This window comes from Pseudomonas sp. WC2401 (genome assembly GCF_041200115.1).
GTDB lineage: Bacteria > Pseudomonadota > Gammaproteobacteria > Pseudomonadales > Pseudomonadaceae > Aquipseudomonas > Aquipseudomonas fragi.
On record NZ_CP165623.1, the window covers coordinates 1,785,589 to 1,802,385 of the forward strand.

Sequence of the window (16,797 nt, forward strand, 5' to 3'; positions counted from 1 at the left end):
ATCGGGGCGTTCTTCCTGTTCAATTCCCACTTTAAAACTAAGGTCTTCCATTCCTACTGAAGGGAGTCTTCGAGATGGAAGCGAAAGGAAAGTGTGCAAGTGGGTTCGAAGCCGTTCAGCAAGCCTTTGAGGCGATCTTTGATGATCCTCAGGAGCGTGGAGCCGGGGTATGTGTGCAGGTCGGCGGCGAAACGGTTGTCGATTTATGGGCGGGCGTGGCGGATCTTGAGGGCAACAAGCCCTGGCATCATGACACGCTGGTTAACACCTATTGCTGCATCAAACCCTTCACCGCCATCGCGGCGCTGATGCTGGTGGAAGAGGGCAAGCTGGAGCTGGACCAGACCGTTGCCCATTATTGGCCGGAATTTGCCCAGGGCGGCAAGCAGCACATCACCTTGCGCCAGGTGCTGTGCCATACCTCTGGTATCCCGGCGCTGCGATTGCCCAGTCGCACGCCCATCATGTACGACTGGGATGCAATGGCCGACGTCGTAGCGGCCGAGCCCTTGTGGTGGGAACCGGGTACCGACGTCGGTTACGGCGCTACGACCTATGGCTGGATTATTGGCGAGCTGATTCGCCGGGCCGACGGCCGCGACCCCTGCACCTTTATTCGCCAGCGCATTTCCGAGCCCAACAACCTTGAGGTGCATATGGGCGTTGATGCCGAGCACTTCCACCGTATTGCCTGTTTCGAGCGTGCAGACGGGCGGGTAGGCGACCAGTACGCCCAGGACTTGCGCACTGTAATGGTCGACGAGCCCGAGCATGTGGCGACCCTTGCCTTTACCAACCCTTCTATTTCTTCACGACTAACCGCCGTCCCGCGCTGGTGGGCATATCGCCAGCCAGGGGTAAATGGCCACGGCACCGCCCATGGTCTGGCCGGGTTCTACAGCGCGCTGATGGGCGGGCGCCTGGTGGGGCCTGAGCTGCTCGCGGAATTCACCCGCGAGCACAGTAACGATATGGACCGCACGCTGCTGCGGCCCATGCGCTATGGCCTGGGCTGCATGATGGAGCAACCGGCGGACCCGGGAGCATCCCATCGCATGGGGCCAAAAGCATTTGGCCATGTAGGGCTGGGCGGGCCGATTTCCTTTGCCGACCCTGAGCGTGACGTGAGCTTTGGCTTCGTCACCACCACCATGGGCAGTCATGTGCTGATGGACCCACGGGTGCAGAAACTGGCGCCTTTGGTCTACGCGGCGCTGTAGGTACTATCTTTGTAGCCGCTGGCGAAGGAACGAGGCTGCGTTCGGCGGCGAAGCCGTCGCGAAATCAGACCCTGTGGTATGTCAGTTATACCCGCAAGTCAGGTTTTACGACGGCTTCGCCGCCGAACGCAGCCTCGCTTCGCGAGTCAGCTGCTACGAGATTGTTGCGATGCTTTTTTGCCTTTTTTCACAAAAAAACCACTCCCGTACTGATACTTTGCCCGCCGACTCCGCAGCGCACAAAAATTGTGCGCCCAGAGCGCGTTGCTCTGTTTCAAAATCCTACTGGTGCTGGAACAATGCACGCCTTGTAGAGCCATGCTTTAACCAGGAGGTGCGGGTGCAGATTCAGGGTTTTCACGACCTCAAGTTCGAAACAGTGCGCGAGGCATTTGCCGATCTTTTCAATGATCCGCAAGAGCGCGGCGCGGCGCTGTGCATCCAGATCGGTGGCGAAACCGTACTCGACCTGTGGGCGGGTACGGCAGACAAGGACGGCGAACAGCCGTGGCATACAGACACCATTGTCAATCTGTTTTCATGCACCAAACCCTTTACCGCCGTCACCGCGCTGCAACTGGTGGAAGAGGGCAAGCTGGAACTCGATGCCCCCGTGGCTCGCTACTGGCCCGAGTTTGCTGCTGCGGGCAAGGAAACTGTGACCCTGCGCCAGTTGCTGAGCCATCGCGCAGGCTTGCCGGCACTGCGTGAGCTGATGCCGGCCGAAGCCTTGTATGAATGGCAGACCATGGTCAATGCCCTGGCCGCCGAAGCTCCCTGGTGGACGCCGGGCGAAGGTCATGGCTATGCCGCGATCACCTATGGCTGGCTGGTGGGCGAGTTGATTCGCCGCGCCGACGGTCGCAGTGCGGGCCAGTCGATCATGGCGCGCACCGCCAGGCCGCTGGGGCTGGACTTTCATGTCGGCCTGGCTGATGAAGAGTTTTACCGGGTGGCCCATATCGCTCGCACCAAGGGCACGATGGGCGATGAGTCGGCCCAGCGGTTGTTGAAAACCATGATGAACGAGCCCTCCTCCATGAGTACTCGGGCATTCACCAATCCGCCGTCTATCATGACCAGTACCAATAAACCTGAGTGGCGTCGTATGGAGCAGCCTGCAGCCAATGGGCACGGCAATGCCCGCAGCCTTGCCGGGTTCTACAGCGGTTTGCTCGACGGCCACCTGCTGGAGGCTGAAATGCTCGAGCAGTTGACCCGCGAGCACAGCGTTGGCGAGGATAAAACCTTGCTCACGCAAACCCGGTTTGGACTGGGCTGCATGCTGGATCAGCCGACCGTGGCCAACGCGACATTCGGCCTGGGGCCAAAAGCCTTCGGTCATCCGGGGGCAGGTGGTTCGATTGGCTTTGCCGACCCGGATCGTGAGGTGGCCTTTGGTTTTGTCACCAACTCCCTGGGGCCTTATATTCTGATGGATCCGCGGGCGCAAAAGCTGGTCGCAGCGCTGGCTGAGTGCTTATAAAAGGGGATTTGTAGGCCGTAGGTCGGAACTCTGTAGCTTTTCTGTATCCAATACGTTTTTTTATGGGCTTAGTGCCTCTTTATTCTTAATTCATTGTGTGGATATTCAATGTCATCTAATAAGACCCTCGCCCTGGCTCTGTGCCTGGCTATTACCGGTTGCGCACAAACTCCACAGAATGACGCCGAAGGTGGCCACAAATGGTGGCAGTTGGGCTCGTCTGATCAAGCATCGACTCCGGCGGATAAAAACGTCACTGCTGCGGCCAAGCCTGCAGATGCCAAGGCCACGCCGCCGGTTGCCAAAACTGCCGCGGCTCCAGCCCCTGCTGGCGCAGCAGCCAAAGACAGCGGCTCCAGCTGGTGGCCTTTTGGCTCTGATACTGCGAAAAAAGACACCCCGGTCGAGAAAGAAAAAGTGGCCGTTGTTGCCGCGCCAGCCGCTGCTTCTTCGGGCAAAAACTGGTGGTGGCCATTTGGCGGCGATGCCAAGGACTCCAAGGCCGTGCCGGTCGGTGTGATCCCGATGCCGGACCCAAAAATCACCCAGGCTTGGCTGGACGAATACGAGCCACGCCTGCGCGTTGCGATCAAAGACACCAACCTGCAACTGGAGCGTCGCGAGAACCTGCTGATTATCGTGGCTGCGGCTGACAGTTCGTTCAAGGCAACCCGCCCGGACTTGCTGATGCCGTCCATGCTGGGCCCGTTCACCCGGGTGGCCAAGGTGGTGGAAGGCGATCCAAAAACCGCCGTGCTGGTACTGGGCCATGCTGACTCGTCGGGCGCAATGGCAGCCAATACCCGCCTGAGTCTGGACCGTGCCAAATCGGTGGCGGCGATCTTCCGCATGAGCGGTTTGCAAGGTAACCGCCTGACCCTGCGTGGCATGGGCTCGGTGATGCCGCGCGCAGCCAACGACAGCAACGAAGGTCGTGCCTTGAACCGTCGGGTTGAAATTCTGATGACCCCGCAAGCCACCATGGTGGCCCTGGTCAGCAAATACAGCCAGCCAGCCCTGACCCCGGCCGAACTGGTTGCGGTGCAACCTGCCGTTGCCCCTTCCGTTGCCAAAAAGAACGCAGCAGCACCCGCCAAGAAAGGCGTTGTGGCCAAAAAAGCTGCACCAGCCAAAAAAGCCGCCAAGCCTGCGCCTGCCAAAAAGCCGGTAGTGGCTAAAGCCAAGGCCGCTGCAGACAAGAAAGTTGCCGCCAACGATCAGGCCAAGAACTGACAGACGCAAGGAAGGATTGGGGCATGACTCAAGCACTGGCGGATATGCGGCGTGACTACACCCGTGACGGGCTGGCCGAGGCTCAGGCCCCGGCCGAGCCTTTCGCGTTGTTTCATCAGTGGTTCGGCGACGCGGTCAAGACCGAGCAACCTCCGGTCGAGGCCAATGCCATGACCCTGGCCACGGTGGATGCCCAAGGGCGCCCGCATTGCCGGGTGCTGCTGCTCAAGGGGCTGGATGAACAGGGTTTTACCTTTTTCACCAATTACACCAGCGCCAAGGGCCAGCAATTAAGCGAGCGCCCGTTTGCGGCCATGACCTTTTTCTGGCCTACCCTGGAGCGTCAGGTACGCATTGAAGGGCAGGTGGTCAAGGTCACGGCGCAAGAGTCCGATGCCTACTATCAGGTGCGCCCCCTGGGCAGCCGGATCGGGGCCTGGGCTTCGCCGCAAAGCCAGGTGATTGCTGATCGTGATGAGCTGGTCGAGCTGCTCAAGGCCACCGAAGCGCGCTTCAGTGACAGCCAGCCCCATTGCCCCGAACACTGGGGTGGCTACCGTTTGTTGCCGGAACGTATCGAGTTTTGGCAGGGGCGACCCAGCCGTTTGCACGACCGCCTCAATTATCGGCGCCAAGGTGCTGACTGGGTGCGTGAGCGCCTGGCACCCTGAGCGCTCTCTCGGCACCAGGGCGCGTCATGCAAAATGGCTATTACGCGCTACGCTTTGCTAAGTTTTGAAATGGCCTGCAGCGTTGTTTTTACTGTACAGATGCTGAATAAAGGCCTTTTATCCGCGCTGTACCGTGACAGGTTTGCGGCGGCGGAGTTTAATGAATCCCTGATATTTTGGAGTTGATCCTATGCGTAAGTCCGTACTGTTGGTTGCTGCTTTTTCTACCATGACCGTCTTGTTGGGCGGCTGCACCTCCAACTTGACCGGCGACAGCTATTCGCGTGATGAAGCCCGACGTGTGCAGACCGTTCGTATGGGCACCATCGTTGCCCTGCGCCCTGTACAGATCGAAGGCACCAAGACCCCAATCGGCGCGGCAACCGGTGCGGTCATCGGCGGCGTGGGTGGCAGCGCCATCGGTGGCGGCCGTGGCAGCATCGTTACCGCCGTTATCGGCGCAGTGGCGGGTGGCCTGCTGGGTTCGGCAGCCGAGTCGGGCCTGACCAAGACCCAGGGTGTAGAAATCACCGTGCGTGAAGACGACGGCAGCACCCGCGCCTATGTGCAGCAGGTTGAGCCGAACCAGGTGTTCCGTACCGGTGAGCGCGTGCGCATCATGACCGTTGACGGCACCAGCCGCGTTACCCAGTAAAACCGGGACAGCGCACAAACAAAACCCCGGCCAGTGCGAACTGGCCGGGGTTTTTTATGCCTGCAAAACAGCTCAGGACGAGTGCCTGAAGGCCTGTGGTGCCCCTGACAGGGTGATGGCGATATGGTCCAGCAAGCGCTCTGCCGTGTACTTGGGCATGCAACTGAACGCAATGACCACGGCCAGCCCCAGTGTCAGAGCGGGCCTCGGCACCTGGCTGACGTTGTATGGCTTGAGGCACAACACAAACACGCAAGCGGCGACCGAGCCTATCAGGGCGCCGGCGATGGCTTCCGGCAACGGGTGGATGGTGTGGGCGACGTAGTGGATGGCGAACCACCAGGTCGCCAGCAACCCGACCCCGAGCGCAGGCCAGCGCAAGCGCGGATCCAGCTGCTGGCACAGCAGGTTGAGCAGCACGGTGAAGACCAGGCTAGCGTTCATGGCGTGACCGCTGAACACGGCAATACCCAGTTCATGCAGGCCAATGCCCCAGCCCTTGAACAGGATCTTGCTGGCCCCCACCACCAGGTAGGCCGTTACCAGCACGCCCATCCACAACAAGGCGATTTTTCGTGAGGCACCCAGCCACAGCCAGGCCGCAATCACCAGCGCTGCCGGGAACATCACCGTGATGCCGGCGTATTGCACAATCTGCATTTTATCGACCACGTTTATCTCTTCTGGCGCCTTGCACGCACCGGGAGCAACGCCGTTGCCCTCGGTGCCAGTGACTAAGGCAGGATCACGCGAGCGGCTGTTTACGGCTGAAGAACAGCGTAACGCCATAGCCGATCAGTGCTGCGAGGATAGAGCCGGTGAGGATGCCCATGCGGTCCATGCCCACATAATCGCTCCCTGCGACGAACGCCAGTGAGCCGACAAACAGGCTCATGGTGAAGCCGATACCGCACAAGATGGCGACGCCAAATACCTGGCCCCAATTGGCGCCTGCGGGCAGGGCGGCCATGCCGGTCTTGATGGCGATCCAGGTCAGGCCGAACACGCCAAGGGTTTTGCCGATCAGCAAGCCTGCCGCAATGCCCATCGGCACGTGGCTGACAAAACTGTGCATGCTGACCCCTGCCAGTGATACGCCGGCATTGGCGAAGGCAAACAACGGCAGGATCGCGTAAGCCACCCAGGGATGCAGGGCGTGCTCAATGCTCATCAACGGTGAAGTTTCGGAGTTTTTGGTGCGCAGCGGGATGCAGAATGCCAGCGTCACCCCTGCCAGCGTGGCATGCACACCACTTTTGAGCACACACACCCAGAGGATCAGGCCGACGATCATGTAAGGCGCGACCTTGATCACCCCCATGCGGTTCATGGCAATCAGCACGATCAGGCAGGCTGCCGCCAGCAGCAGGGACACGCCCGACAGCTCGCTGGAGTAGAACACCGCAATCACGATGATCGCCCCCAGGTCGTCGATAATCGCCAGGGTCATCAGAAACAGCTTGAGCGACACCGGCACACGCTTGCCCAGCAGAGCCAGCACGCCGAGAGCGAAAGCAATATCCGTGGCCATCGGGATGGCCCAGCCGCCGAGTGCGTCCGGGTAATCCTTGTTGATAAACCAGTAGATTAGTGCCGGTACCACCATGCCGCCAATGGCTGCCGCGCCGGGCAGCACCACCTGCGAGGGCTTGGACAGCTGGCCTTCGAGCAGTTCGCGCTTGACCTCCAGGCCGATCAGCAGAAAGAACAAGGCCATCAGGCCATCGTTGATCCACAGCAGCGAAGGCTTGGCAATTTGCAGGGCACCGATTTGCACCGCTACCGGCACGTCCAGAAAGGCCGTGTAGTAATGGGAAAGCGGTGAGTTATTGACGATCAGAGCCAGAGCGGCCGCGGCAATCAACAGCAGACCGCTGGCAGCTTCCAACTGAAAGAAACGAGTGAAAGTGCTACGCAGAGGCAAGGTCGCTCTCCATCAATTAGGTAAAAGGTGCGACACCCTAACCCGTGGGGTTAGTGGTTAAAACAAAAACTATATTCTTTTTTGTTATAAGCACGGGCGTGCTCACACACCGCTCAAGAGCCTAGCAGTTGTGTGTCAAATTGAGTCTGTTTTGTGCCTGATAAGGCTATCGGGAATAGGCTGGTTTTTGCCGGTTTTTGAGCAAGGATCCAGTCTGAAGAAGGACAAGTCGGTGACAGTGTGGGAGCGGGCTTGCTCGCGATACAAGCGCTGCGGTCTGTCAGGCAAACCGTAGGTATGCATCGCGAGCAAGCCCGCTCCCACATCTCAGGGGTACAGCCCCTGCCGGGTCAAAGCCTAGGCTTCGATACCCAGAATGTCGCGAGCCACGGCTTCGGCAATGCGGATGCCGTCAACACCAGCCGAGAGAATCCCGCCAGCGTAGCCAGCACCTTCACCCGCCGGGAACAGGCCCTTGACGTTGAGGCTCTGCATCGACGCATCACGGGTCATGCGCAGCGGCGACGAGGTACGGGTTTCGATGCCGGTGAGAATGGCGTCGTGCATCGAGAAGCCCTTGATCTGCTTCTCGAAGGCCGGCAAGGCTTCACGGATGGCTTCAATGGCGAAGTCCGGCAAAGCCAGGGCCAAATCACCCAAGGACACGCCCGGCTTGTAGGACGGCTCGACGCTGCCCAGGGCCGTGGACGGCTTGCCCGCAATAAAGTCACCCACCAGTTGCGCCGGTGCTTCGTAGTTGCTGCCACCCAGCACATAGGCGTGGGATTCGAGGCGCTCTTGCAGCTCGATGCCGGCCAATGGCCCGCCCGGGTAGTCTTCCGGCGTAATGCCGACCACGATGCCCGAGTTGGCATTGCGCTCGTTACGCGAATACTGGCTCATGCCGTTGGTCACAACACGGCCTGGCTCGCTGGTGGCCGCAACCACGGTGCCACCCGGGCACATGCAGAAGCTGTAGACCGAGCGGCCGTTTTTGGCGTGGTGCACCAGCTTGTAATCGGCAGCGCCCAGTTTCGGGTGGCCGGCGTACTTGCCCAGGCGTGCGCTGTCGATCAACGACTGCGGGTGTTCGATACGGAAACCTACCGAGAACGGCTTGGCTTCCATATAAACGCCGCGATCGTGGAGCATGCGGAACGTGTCGCGAGCGCTATGGCCCAGCGCCATGATGACGTGGCGAGAGTTCAGTTGCTCACCGTCGGCCAGCACCACGCCGGTCAGTTGACCGTTATCGATCAGCACATCGGTGACCCGTTGCTGGAAGCGCACTTCGCCGCCCAGGGCGATGATTTGCTGGCGCATGTTTTCCACGACGCCGGTCAGGCGGAAGGTGCCAATATGCGGCTTGCTGACGTAGAGGATTTCGTCCGGCGCACCGGCCTTGACGAACTCGTGCAGCACCTTGCGACCGTGGTGCTTGGGGTCCTTGATCTGGCTGTAGAGCTTGCCGTCGGAGAACGTGCCCGCGCCACCTTCGCCGAATTGCACGTTGGACTCGGGGTTGAGCACGTTTTTACGCCACAGGCCCCAGGTGTCCTTGGTGCGCTGGCGCACTTCGGTGCCGCGCTCAAGAATGATCGGTTTGAAGCCCATCTGGGCCAGCAACAGCCCGGCGAAAATACCGCAAGGGCCAAAACCGACCACAATCGGGCGTTCGCTCAGATCCTGCGGCGCCTGGCCTACCACTTTGTAGCTGACGTCCGGTGCTGGATTGACGTTACGATCGTCGGCGAACTTGAGCAGCAACGGCGCTTCATCGCGCACGCTCAGGTCAATGGTGTAGATAAAGCACAGTTCCGACGATTTTTTACGCGCATCGTAGCTGCGCTTGAACAAGGTGAAATCGACCAGGTCATCACTTTCGATGCCCAGGCGCTGCAGGATGGCAGGGCGCAGGTCTTCATCGGGATGGTCGATCGGCAGCTTGAGTTCGGTGATTCGTAACATTGACAGTGTCCAGTATCGGGGGGCCAGGTAAACCCTGGCAGAACCGGCAATTGTAAGCTGCTTTGGGGAAATTTGCGGTAACAGTTATCGATCAGTCGTTACGCGCGCCACCAAAATAACCGCAGCCGCGCTGTACTTGCCCGTTGATCCGTAGCTCGGCGCCCAGGTGCTGCACGCTGCCATTGGCACTGTCGGTACAACGTTGCGGCGCCACCCATAGCTCGATTCGCTGGTTGTTGGCTTCGGTGGACAGGGAGAAGCGGCCATCTCCAACCTGTTCTTCAACGTAGGGCAGGGCCAGGTCCGGCTGGCCTTCGCGCTTGAGCACCATGCCCTTGCCGCCGGCTTGCACTTCCCAGGCCGGGCCATTGCCGTTGGCGTGTACGGTCAGTTGCTTGAAATTGGGGTCCTGGCAGCCGCTGCTGTTGCGCTCCAGGCGGTAGAGCTGTTGCACCAGCACTTCGCCCTCGGCGCCAGTTGTTTTGCTGGCCACAAAGTTGCCGCGCAGATCGGCGAACAATTTGCCCGGTTTATTGGGCATGTAAGACGCGTCCTGCACCAGGGTGGTGTTGGCGCTGTCACGCACCACATAACGCTGTTGGCCGACACACGGCTGGAACACCAACTGGTCATTGGCCGTTACCAGCTCGCCCTGCAGGCGGGTTTGGCCGGCGGTGGTGTCGACGGGTTTGCTGCTGAACATCTGGCAACCGGCAAACACGGGCAGCAAGGCGAACAAAACTAAGGGACGGGCAACACGCATCATGGGCACTCCTGAAGGGTGCCGCCACGTTACTCAGCCTGGCGATGCATCACAAGGGGGCTGGCCCGATTGATGTGGGAGCGGGCTTGCTCGCGATGCAGGCGGCGCAGTTTGTCAGCCGGACCGCATCGAGACTATCGCGAGCAAGCCCGCTCCCACAGGTTTTGCTCAGCCCACGATATAGGTTTGCCCGGTTTGCAGGCCTTCGACACTTTTGGCGTAGGCCAGGGCTACATCGGCACCGGCCACAGGTTTGAACCCACGGAAGTAGGGCGCGTATTTGTCCATCGCCTCTTCCAGCACCGTCGGGCTCACCGAGTTGACCCGCAACCCGCGTGGCAACTCAATGGCCGCCGCTTTGACAAAACCGTCCAGTGCCGCGTTGACCAGTGCCGCCGAACTGCCGGTGCGAATCGGTTCGCGGTTGATCACGCCACTGGTGAAGGTGAACGAGGCGCCATCGTTGGCATATTCGCGGCCGATCAACAGCAAGTTGACCTGGCCCATCAACTTGTCCTGCAGGCCCAGGGCAAAGTCGTTCTCGCTCATTTCAGCCAGGGCAGCGAACTTGACGTTGCCCGCAGCACAGATCAACGCATCGAAGCTCCCGGTTTGTTCAAAGAGCTGGCGTATGGAGGCACTGTCGCTGATATCGACCTGATAATCGCCGCTTTTTCGCCCAATTTCGACGATCTCATGGCGTGGCGACAATTCGCGGTGAATGGCTGAACCGATGGTGCCGTGAGCGCCGATCAACAGGATTTTCATGGTGCGTGCCTATTTGGATAAGAGAAGCACTCAGTCTAGTAGTGGTTTTTTGCTGCGATAAGCGCACTAATAGGCAACCTTTGGTTTTCATATGGAAACAATCCATGAGCGAAATGGATGACCTGGCGGCGTTTGCGGTGCTGATTGACGCCGGCAGCTTTACCCTGGCCGCCCAGCAACTGGGGTGTAGCAAAGGGCAGCTGTCCAAGCGCATCAGCCTGTTGGAAGCGCAGTTTTCAGTGGTGTTGTTGCACCGCACCACCCGGCGTTTGAGCCTGACTGCCGCAGGCGCGGCGTTATTGCCGCAAGCCCGGGCGCTGGTGGTGCAAGTGGAGAGGGCACGTCAGGCATTGGCCCGGTTGAAAGAAGATATGGTCGGCCCGGTGCGCATGACGGTGCCGGTATCCTTGGGCGAAACCTTCTTTGATTCGCTGCTGATGGAGTTCTCCAGTGAATACCCGCAGGTGCAGATCGAGCTGGAACTCAACAACAGCTATCGTGATATGGCGCGGGAAGGTTTTGATCTGGCGATCCGTTCGCAGGTGGCCAACCACGAGCGGCTGGTGGCCAAACAGGTGCTCAACTGGCACGAAATCACCTGTGCCAGCCCTGAGTATCTGCTGCAATACGGCGAGCCGACTGCACCGCAACAACTGGCCGAGCACCGTTGCCTGCTCAACAGCCACTACAGCGGCCGCGAAGAATGACAGTACCACCGTCAGCATGAGCTGCACCGGGTACGGGTCTCGGGGCCGTTTGCCAGCAACCATTACAGCCTGCTGAAAAAGGCCGCAGTGATCGGTGCCGGTATCGCCCGCTTGCCGTCGTATATGCTCAGCAGTGAATTGGCCGATGGGCGCTTGCGCGGGTTACTGCGTGACTATCAAACCCGCAGCAACCCCATGTACCTGGTGCATCCCTATCAGGGTGGGTTGCCCAAGCGCACGCAGGTTTTGGCAGATTACCTGGTAGGCTGGTTCCAGCGCAGTGGTGAGGCCATCGACCAGCTTTAACCCGAACTCCCGGCACAAAAAAACGGCCCCTAAGGGCCGTTTTGTTATACAGGCAGCTTTAGCCGCCTAGGTAAGCGTCACGCACTTTCGGGTCGTTGAGCAATTGCTCACCGGTGCCTTGCATCACCACCCGGCCGTTTTCCAGCACATAGGCGCGGTCGGCAATTTTCAGTGCCTGGTTGGCGTTTTGCTCCACCAGGAACACCGTTACACCCTCTTTACGCAGTTGCTCGATGATGTCGAAGATCTGCTGGATGATGATCGGTGCCAACCCCAGGGATGGCTCATCAAGCAACAGCAGCTTGGGCTTGCTCATCAGCGCCCGGCCAATGGCGAGCATTTGCTGCTCGCCACCGGACATGGTGCCGCCGCGCTGGGTAAAGCGCTCCTTCAGGCGTGGGAACAAGTGCAGGACCTTGTCCATTTGCTCCTCATATTCCCGTTTTTCGGTAAAGAACCCGCCCATGGCGAGGTTCTCTTCCACGGTCAAACGAGCAAACACCCGACGCCCTTCGGGTACAACGGCGATGCTTTTGCGCATGATCTGCGCCGAACTCAACCCCACCAGCTCTTCGCCCAGGTAACGGATGCTGCCGCTATGGGCTTGTGGCGAGCCGCACAGGGTCATCATCAGGGTCGATTTGCCCGCACCGTTGGCGCCGATCAGGGTGACGATTTCGCCCTGACGTACTTCCACATTGACACTGTGCAGGGCCTGGATCTTGCCGTAAAAGGTCGAAACGTTTTCAAATTGCAGCATTTACGCTTCCCCCAAATAGGCTTTGATCACTTCAGGGTTGTCGCGGATCTGTTCCGGCGTCCCGTCTGCCAAAGGCGTGCCCTGGTTGATCACCACGATATGGTCGGAAATGCTCATGACCAGTTTCATGTCGTGCTCAATCAGCAGCACGGTGGCGTTGTGTTCGTTGCGCAAGACGCTGATCAGGGCCTTGAGGTCTTCGGTTTCCTTGGGGTTCAGACCTGCCGCCGGTTCATCGAGCATCAGGATCCGTGGGCGGGTCATCATGCAACGGGCGATTTCCAGGCGGCGTTGCTGGCCGTAGGCCAGGGTGCCCGCCGGGCGGTTGGCGAATTCGGTCAGGTTGACCTTGTCCAGCCAGTACGCGGCGTAGTCCAGGGCGTCACGTTCGCTTTTGCGAAATGACGGGGTCTTGAACAGGCCCGACAGGAAGTTGGTGTTGAGGTGGCGATGCTGGGCAATCAGCAGGTTTTCCACCGCCGTCATGTCCTTGAACAGGCGTACGTTCTGGAAGGTACGCACCACGCCCTTGCGCGCAATTTCATGGCCCGGCAAGCCTTCGATGGACTCGCCAGCGAGCACTATGCTGCCGGCTGACGGCTTGTAGAAGCCGGTCAGGCAGTTGAATACGGTGGTCTTGCCGGCGCCGTTAGGGCCGATCATCGACACCACCTGTTTTTCCTTGACGGTCAGGGCTACGCCGTTCACCGCCAACAAGCCGCCAAAGCGCATGCTCAGGCCGCTGACTTTGAGTAACTCGCGGCTCATTTTCGCAGCTCCAGGTGAGGACGTTGCATAGGCAGCAAACCTTGTGGACGCCAGATCATCATCAGCACCATCAGGGCTCCGAACAGCAGCATCCGGTATTCGCTGAATTCACGCATCATTTCCGGCAGCAGGATCATCACCACGGCGGCCAGGATGACCCCCAGTTGCGAGCCCATGCCGCCCAGTACCACGATGGCCAGAATGATCGCCGACTCAAGGAAGGTGAACGATTCCGGTGTCACCAGGCCCTGGCGTGCAGCAAAGAAGCTACCGGCGAAACCTGCGAAGGTCGCGCCCAGGGTGAAGGCCGAGAGTTTGATCACGGTCGGGTTCAGGCCCAGGGCACGGCAGGCAATTTCGTCTTCACGCAGCGCTTCCCAGGCGCGGCCGATAGGCATGCGCAGCAGGCGGTTGATCACGAACAGCACCAGCAACACCAGCACCAGCGCGATCAGGTACAGGAAGATGACCTTGTTGATCGAGTTGTAGGCGATGCCAAAGTATTCGTGGAACGTTTGCATGCCCTCGGCGGCGGTCCTGTCGAAGCTCAGGCCGAACAGGGTGGGTTTGGGAATGTTGCTGATGCCGTTTGGCCCGCCGGTGATATCGGTCAGGTTACGCAGGAACAGGCGGATGATTTCACCGAAGCCCAGGGTCACGATGGCCAGGTAGTCACCGCGCAGACGCAGCACCGGAAAGCCCAGCAGCAGGCCGAAGGTGGCGGTCATCATCCCGGCCAACGGCAGGCAGACCCAGAAGCTCCAGCCGAAGTAATGCGAGAGCAGCGCGTAGGTGTAGGCACCCACGGCATAGAAGCCCACATAACCCAGGTCGAGCAGGCCCGCCAGGCCGACCACGATGTTCAGGCCCAGGCCGAGCATCACATAGATCAGGATCAGCGTGGCGATGTCCACCGCGCCGCGCGAGCCGTAGAACGGCCAGACCAGTGCCACCACGACCAGGCCGAGAATGATCCAGCGCTGGGTGCTGGGCAGGGTCAGGAAGTTGGTGGCCTTGGCAGGCACTTTTGGCAGGCTGGGGGAGTTTTTCCAGGCCGTGCTCAGTTGCTGGTTGAAGAACACGCGCACAAACATCAGCAGGGAGCAGATCGCGATCACGCTCAGGATCAACGGGCTGGTGTTGTGAACTTCGATGTTGATCCCGACAATCGTCAGTTTCAGACCGAGTACCGGGTAGGCGACGGCCCAGACCAACAGGGCGCTGAAGAGCGCCGACTTAAGATTCCTAGTCATACTTTTTCAATCTCCGGACGCCCCAGAATGCCGGTCGGACGGAACAGCAACACCAGCACCAGCAAGCCAAAAGCCACAACGTCTTTGTACTGGTCGCCGAAAATATCGGCACCAAAGGCTTCCGCTACACCCAGTACCAGGCCACCGAGCATCGCCCCGGGAATACTGCCAATGCCGCCCAGTACCGCAGCGGTAAAGGCTTTGAGGCCTACCAGGAACCCCGCGTTGGGGTTGATCACGCCGTATTGCACGCTGATCAGTACCGCGGCAACAGCTGCCAGGGCCGCACCGATCACGAAGGTCAGCGCAATCACGTTGTTGGTGTTGATGCCCAGCAGGTTGGCCATCTTCATGTCTTCAGCGCAGGCGCGGCAGGCGCGACCCATGCGCGAGCGAGAGATGAACAGGGTGAGGCCGAGCATGGCCAGGAACGTGACGACGAAGACCACGATTTGCATGTAGGAAACGATAACTTCGCTGGCGCCTCCAGGACCAAAGGTGAAGCCGCCGGGGATCAGGTTGGGGATCGATTTGTCTTTGGAGTCTTGTGCCAGTAGCACGGTGTTTTGCAGGAAGATCGACATGCCGATCGCGGAGATCAGCGGGATCAGGCGATTACTGCCGCGCAGGGGACGGTAGGCAACCCGTTCGATGCTGTAGCCGTAGGCACTGGTGACCACGATGCTGGCGATAAACGCGGCAGTCAGCAGCAGTGGCACGCTGTCCAGACCCATCATGGTCAGGCCGGCGATGGCGATAAACGCAATATAGGAACCAATCATGTACACCTCGCCGTGGGCGAAGTTGATCATTCCAATAATGCCGTAAACCATCGTATAGCCGATGGCGATCAGGGCATAGGTGCTGCCAACGTTGAGGCCGTTAACCAGCATTTGGAAGAAGTGATAGATGTCAGGCATTACAAAGCTCCTAAAAACCTGAGACGCATTTCACTGGTGGAGTCATTTTCCGGCCCGGGCCGTATGGGTTTTCACCCACTTGGAGCACAGGTCTTCTGCCAGCGAACCGCTGGTGACGGTTTTAAAGATTTTCAGGTGGGCAGGCTTTCGGATCACGAAAGCGCGGCCCCATTTCCATGAACCGCAGGCCTGTAAAACAAAACCCACCGCTTGAGCAGTGGGCTTGTTTTCAGGTCAGGAACCGACCCTTACTGAGGGCTTACTTCAGTTTTCGGCTTGCCGAAGTGCCATTCGTAGACCACGAACTTGAAGTCTTCCACGTCACCTTTGGCGTCAAACTTCAGGTTACCGGTAGGCGTCTTGAACGTACCTTTGTGGATGGCTTCAGCGACTTTGGCCGGGTCTTCGCTTTTCGCCTGCTCGATACCGCCGGCAATCACTTCAACTGCGGCGTAGGCCGGGAACACGAATGGACCGGTAGGGTCCTGCTTTTTGGCGGCGAAGGCGTCAACCAGTGCCTTGTTTTCCGGATCGGCGTCGAAGGCTTTTGGCAGGGTAACCAGCAGGCCTTCGGAAGCGCCCTGGGCGATTTGCGAGATGGACTCGTTGCCCACACCTTCAGGGCCCATGAACTTGGCGTTCAGGCCTTTCTCTTTGGCTTGACGCAGGATCAGACCCAGCTCAGGGTGGTAGCCGCCGTAGTAGACGAAGTCGACGTTGGCTTGCTTGAGCTTGGCGATGACCGAGGAATAGTCTTTTTCACCCGCGTTGACGCCTTCAAAGACAGCAACCTTGATGCCTTTGTCTTCGAGGGTCTTTTTAACGGCGCTGGCGATGCCTTCACCGTATTGCTGTTTGTCGTGCAATACCGCAACGACTTTAGGCTTGATGTGATCCGCGATGTAGTTGCCAGCGGCAGGGCCCTGGGCGCTGTCCAGACCGATGGTGCGGAAGATCATCTTGTAGCCACGAGCGGTGATTTCCGGGCCGGTGGCGGCCGGGGTAATCATGATGATGCCTTCGTCTTCGTAAATGTCCGAAGCAGGCTGAGTGGAGCTGGAGCACAGGTGCCCGACAACATACTTGATACCGTCATTGACCACTTTGTTGGCCACGGCAACCGCTTGTTTCGGGTCGCAGGCGTCATCGTAGTCAACGGCTTCAAGTTTTTTGCCATCAACGCCGCCCTTGGCGTTGATTTGTTCGATGGCCATTTTTGCGCCTGCGAACTGCATGTCGCCGTACTGAGTCAGAGGCCCGGTTTTAGGGCCGGCAATACCGATCTTGATGGTGTCTGCGGCAAATGAATGGCTGGCAAACCCGGCCAAAACCATAGCGGCAAACAGTTTAGTAATCTGCTTCGTAGCCATCTTTATTGGTGCTCCACTCTTCTGT

The 16,797-nt window shown here is 59.3% G+C and carries 15 protein-coding genes and 1 pseudogene; 6 read left to right on the forward strand and 10 right to left on the reverse strand.

The window, feature by feature from the left end; translation table 11 throughout:
- Nucleotides 1-74: 74 nt before the first annotated feature.
- The 5 genes from AB3G35_RS08135 to AB3G35_RS08155 all read left to right on the forward strand — a co-directional run bounded on the left by AB3G35_RS08135 (nucleotide 75) and on the right by AB3G35_RS08155 (nucleotide 5,265).
- The gene (locus tag AB3G35_RS08135) at nucleotides 75-1,220 is read left to right on the forward strand and encodes a serine hydrolase domain-containing protein (protein WP_134049433.1); all 1,146 of its coding nucleotides are present in this window, start codon (nucleotides 75-77) and stop codon (nucleotides 1,218-1,220) included.
- Nucleotides 1,221-1,560: 340 nt separating this feature from the next.
- Nucleotides 1,561-2,706: an EstA family serine hydrolase gene (locus AB3G35_RS08140; protein WP_016779723.1), complete on the forward strand. Its 1,146-nt coding sequence runs from the start codon at nucleotides 1,561-1,563 to the stop codon at nucleotides 2,704-2,706.
- A gap of 108 nt (nucleotides 2,707-2,814) precedes the next feature.
- A complete protein-coding gene (locus tag AB3G35_RS08145) occupies nucleotides 2,815-3,939 on the forward strand; it encodes an OmpA family protein (protein WP_106116210.1) in 1,125 nt (374 codons plus the stop codon).
- 23 nt (nucleotides 3,940-3,962) lie between these two features.
- The gene (pdxH, locus tag AB3G35_RS08150) at nucleotides 3,963-4,610 is read left to right on the forward strand and encodes a pyridoxamine 5'-phosphate oxidase (RefSeq protein ID WP_016779725.1); all 648 of its coding nucleotides are present in this window, start codon (nucleotides 3,963-3,965) and stop codon (nucleotides 4,608-4,610) included.
- 190 nt (nucleotides 4,611-4,800) lie between these two features.
- Nucleotides 4,801-5,265: a glycine zipper 2TM domain-containing protein gene (locus AB3G35_RS08155; protein WP_083369803.1), complete on the forward strand. Its 465-nt coding sequence runs from the start codon at nucleotides 4,801-4,803 to the stop codon at nucleotides 5,263-5,265.
- A gap of 72 nt (nucleotides 5,266-5,337) precedes the next feature.
- Here the strand turns inward: AB3G35_RS08155 and AB3G35_RS08160 are convergent, their stop codons facing one another.
- The 5 genes from AB3G35_RS08160 to AB3G35_RS08180 form a co-directional block, all read right to left on the reverse strand.
- Nucleotides 5,338-5,937 (reverse strand): hypothetical protein, encoded by a 600-nt coding sequence (locus AB3G35_RS08160; RefSeq protein WP_369782486.1) that lies wholly within the window; start codon nucleotides 5,935-5,937, stop codon nucleotides 5,338-5,340.
- 73 nt (nucleotides 5,938-6,010) lie between these two features.
- Entirely contained in the window at nucleotides 6,011-7,189 is a 1,179-nt protein-coding gene (nhaA, locus tag AB3G35_RS08165) for a Na+/H+ antiporter NhaA (protein ID WP_106116209.1), read from the reverse strand.
- 357 nt (nucleotides 7,190-7,546) lie between these two features.
- Nucleotides 7,547-9,157 carry an NAD(P)/FAD-dependent oxidoreductase gene (locus AB3G35_RS08170; protein WP_095040783.1) on the reverse strand — a complete coding sequence of 537 codons (1,611 nt, stop codon included), beginning with the start codon at nucleotides 9,155-9,157 and terminating at the stop codon, nucleotides 7,547-7,549.
- Nucleotides 9,158-9,248: 91 nt separating this feature from the next.
- Nucleotides 9,249-9,920, reverse strand: coding sequence for a COG3650 family protein (locus AB3G35_RS08175; RefSeq protein ID WP_203304676.1), 672 nt, complete (start codon nucleotides 9,918-9,920; stop codon nucleotides 9,249-9,251).
- Nucleotides 9,921-10,088: 168 nt separating this feature from the next.
- Nucleotides 10,089-10,688: a short chain dehydrogenase gene (locus AB3G35_RS08180; RefSeq protein WP_095040785.1), complete on the reverse strand. Its 600-nt coding sequence runs from the start codon at nucleotides 10,686-10,688 to the stop codon at nucleotides 10,089-10,091.
- 104 nt (nucleotides 10,689-10,792) lie between these two features.
- Here AB3G35_RS08180 and AB3G35_RS08185 point away from each other — a divergent pair.
- Nucleotides 10,793-11,701 (forward strand): annotated as a pseudogene (locus AB3G35_RS08185) (LysR family transcriptional regulator).
- 58 nt (nucleotides 11,702-11,759) lie between these two features.
- On the opposite strand, the gene AB3G35_RS08190 reads toward AB3G35_RS08185, so the two are convergent.
- From AB3G35_RS08190 to AB3G35_RS08210, 5 genes are all read right to left on the reverse strand, one after another.
- Nucleotides 11,760-12,461: an ABC transporter ATP-binding protein gene (locus tag AB3G35_RS08190; protein WP_016779733.1), complete on the reverse strand. Its 702-nt coding sequence runs from the start codon at nucleotides 12,459-12,461 to the stop codon at nucleotides 11,760-11,762.
- Complete coding sequence (gene livG, locus AB3G35_RS08195) at nucleotides 12,462-13,229, reverse strand: high-affinity branched-chain amino acid ABC transporter ATP-binding protein LivG (RefSeq protein WP_369782487.1); 768 nt, start codon at nucleotides 13,227-13,229, stop codon at nucleotides 12,462-12,464. It abuts the gene before it with no gap.
- A complete protein-coding gene (locus tag AB3G35_RS08200) occupies nucleotides 13,226-14,482 on the reverse strand; it encodes a high-affinity branched-chain amino acid ABC transporter permease LivM (protein ID WP_016779735.1) in 1,257 nt (418 codons plus the stop codon). Before AB3G35_RS08200 ends, livG begins: the two co-directional genes overlap by 4 nt.
- The gene (livH, locus tag AB3G35_RS08205; RefSeq protein ID WP_016779736.1) at nucleotides 14,479-15,402 is read right to left on the reverse strand and encodes a high-affinity branched-chain amino acid ABC transporter permease LivH; all 924 of its coding nucleotides are present in this window, start codon (nucleotides 15,400-15,402) and stop codon (nucleotides 14,479-14,481) included. The genes AB3G35_RS08200 and livH overlap by 4 nt, the downstream gene beginning before the upstream one ends.
- Before the next feature lie 248 nt (nucleotides 15,403-15,650).
- Nucleotides 15,651-16,778 carry a branched-chain amino acid ABC transporter substrate-binding protein gene (locus tag AB3G35_RS08210; protein ID WP_369782732.1) on the reverse strand — a complete coding sequence of 376 codons (1,128 nt, stop codon included), beginning with the start codon at nucleotides 16,776-16,778 and terminating at the stop codon, nucleotides 15,651-15,653.
- Nucleotides 16,779-16,797: the final 19 nt, after the last annotated feature.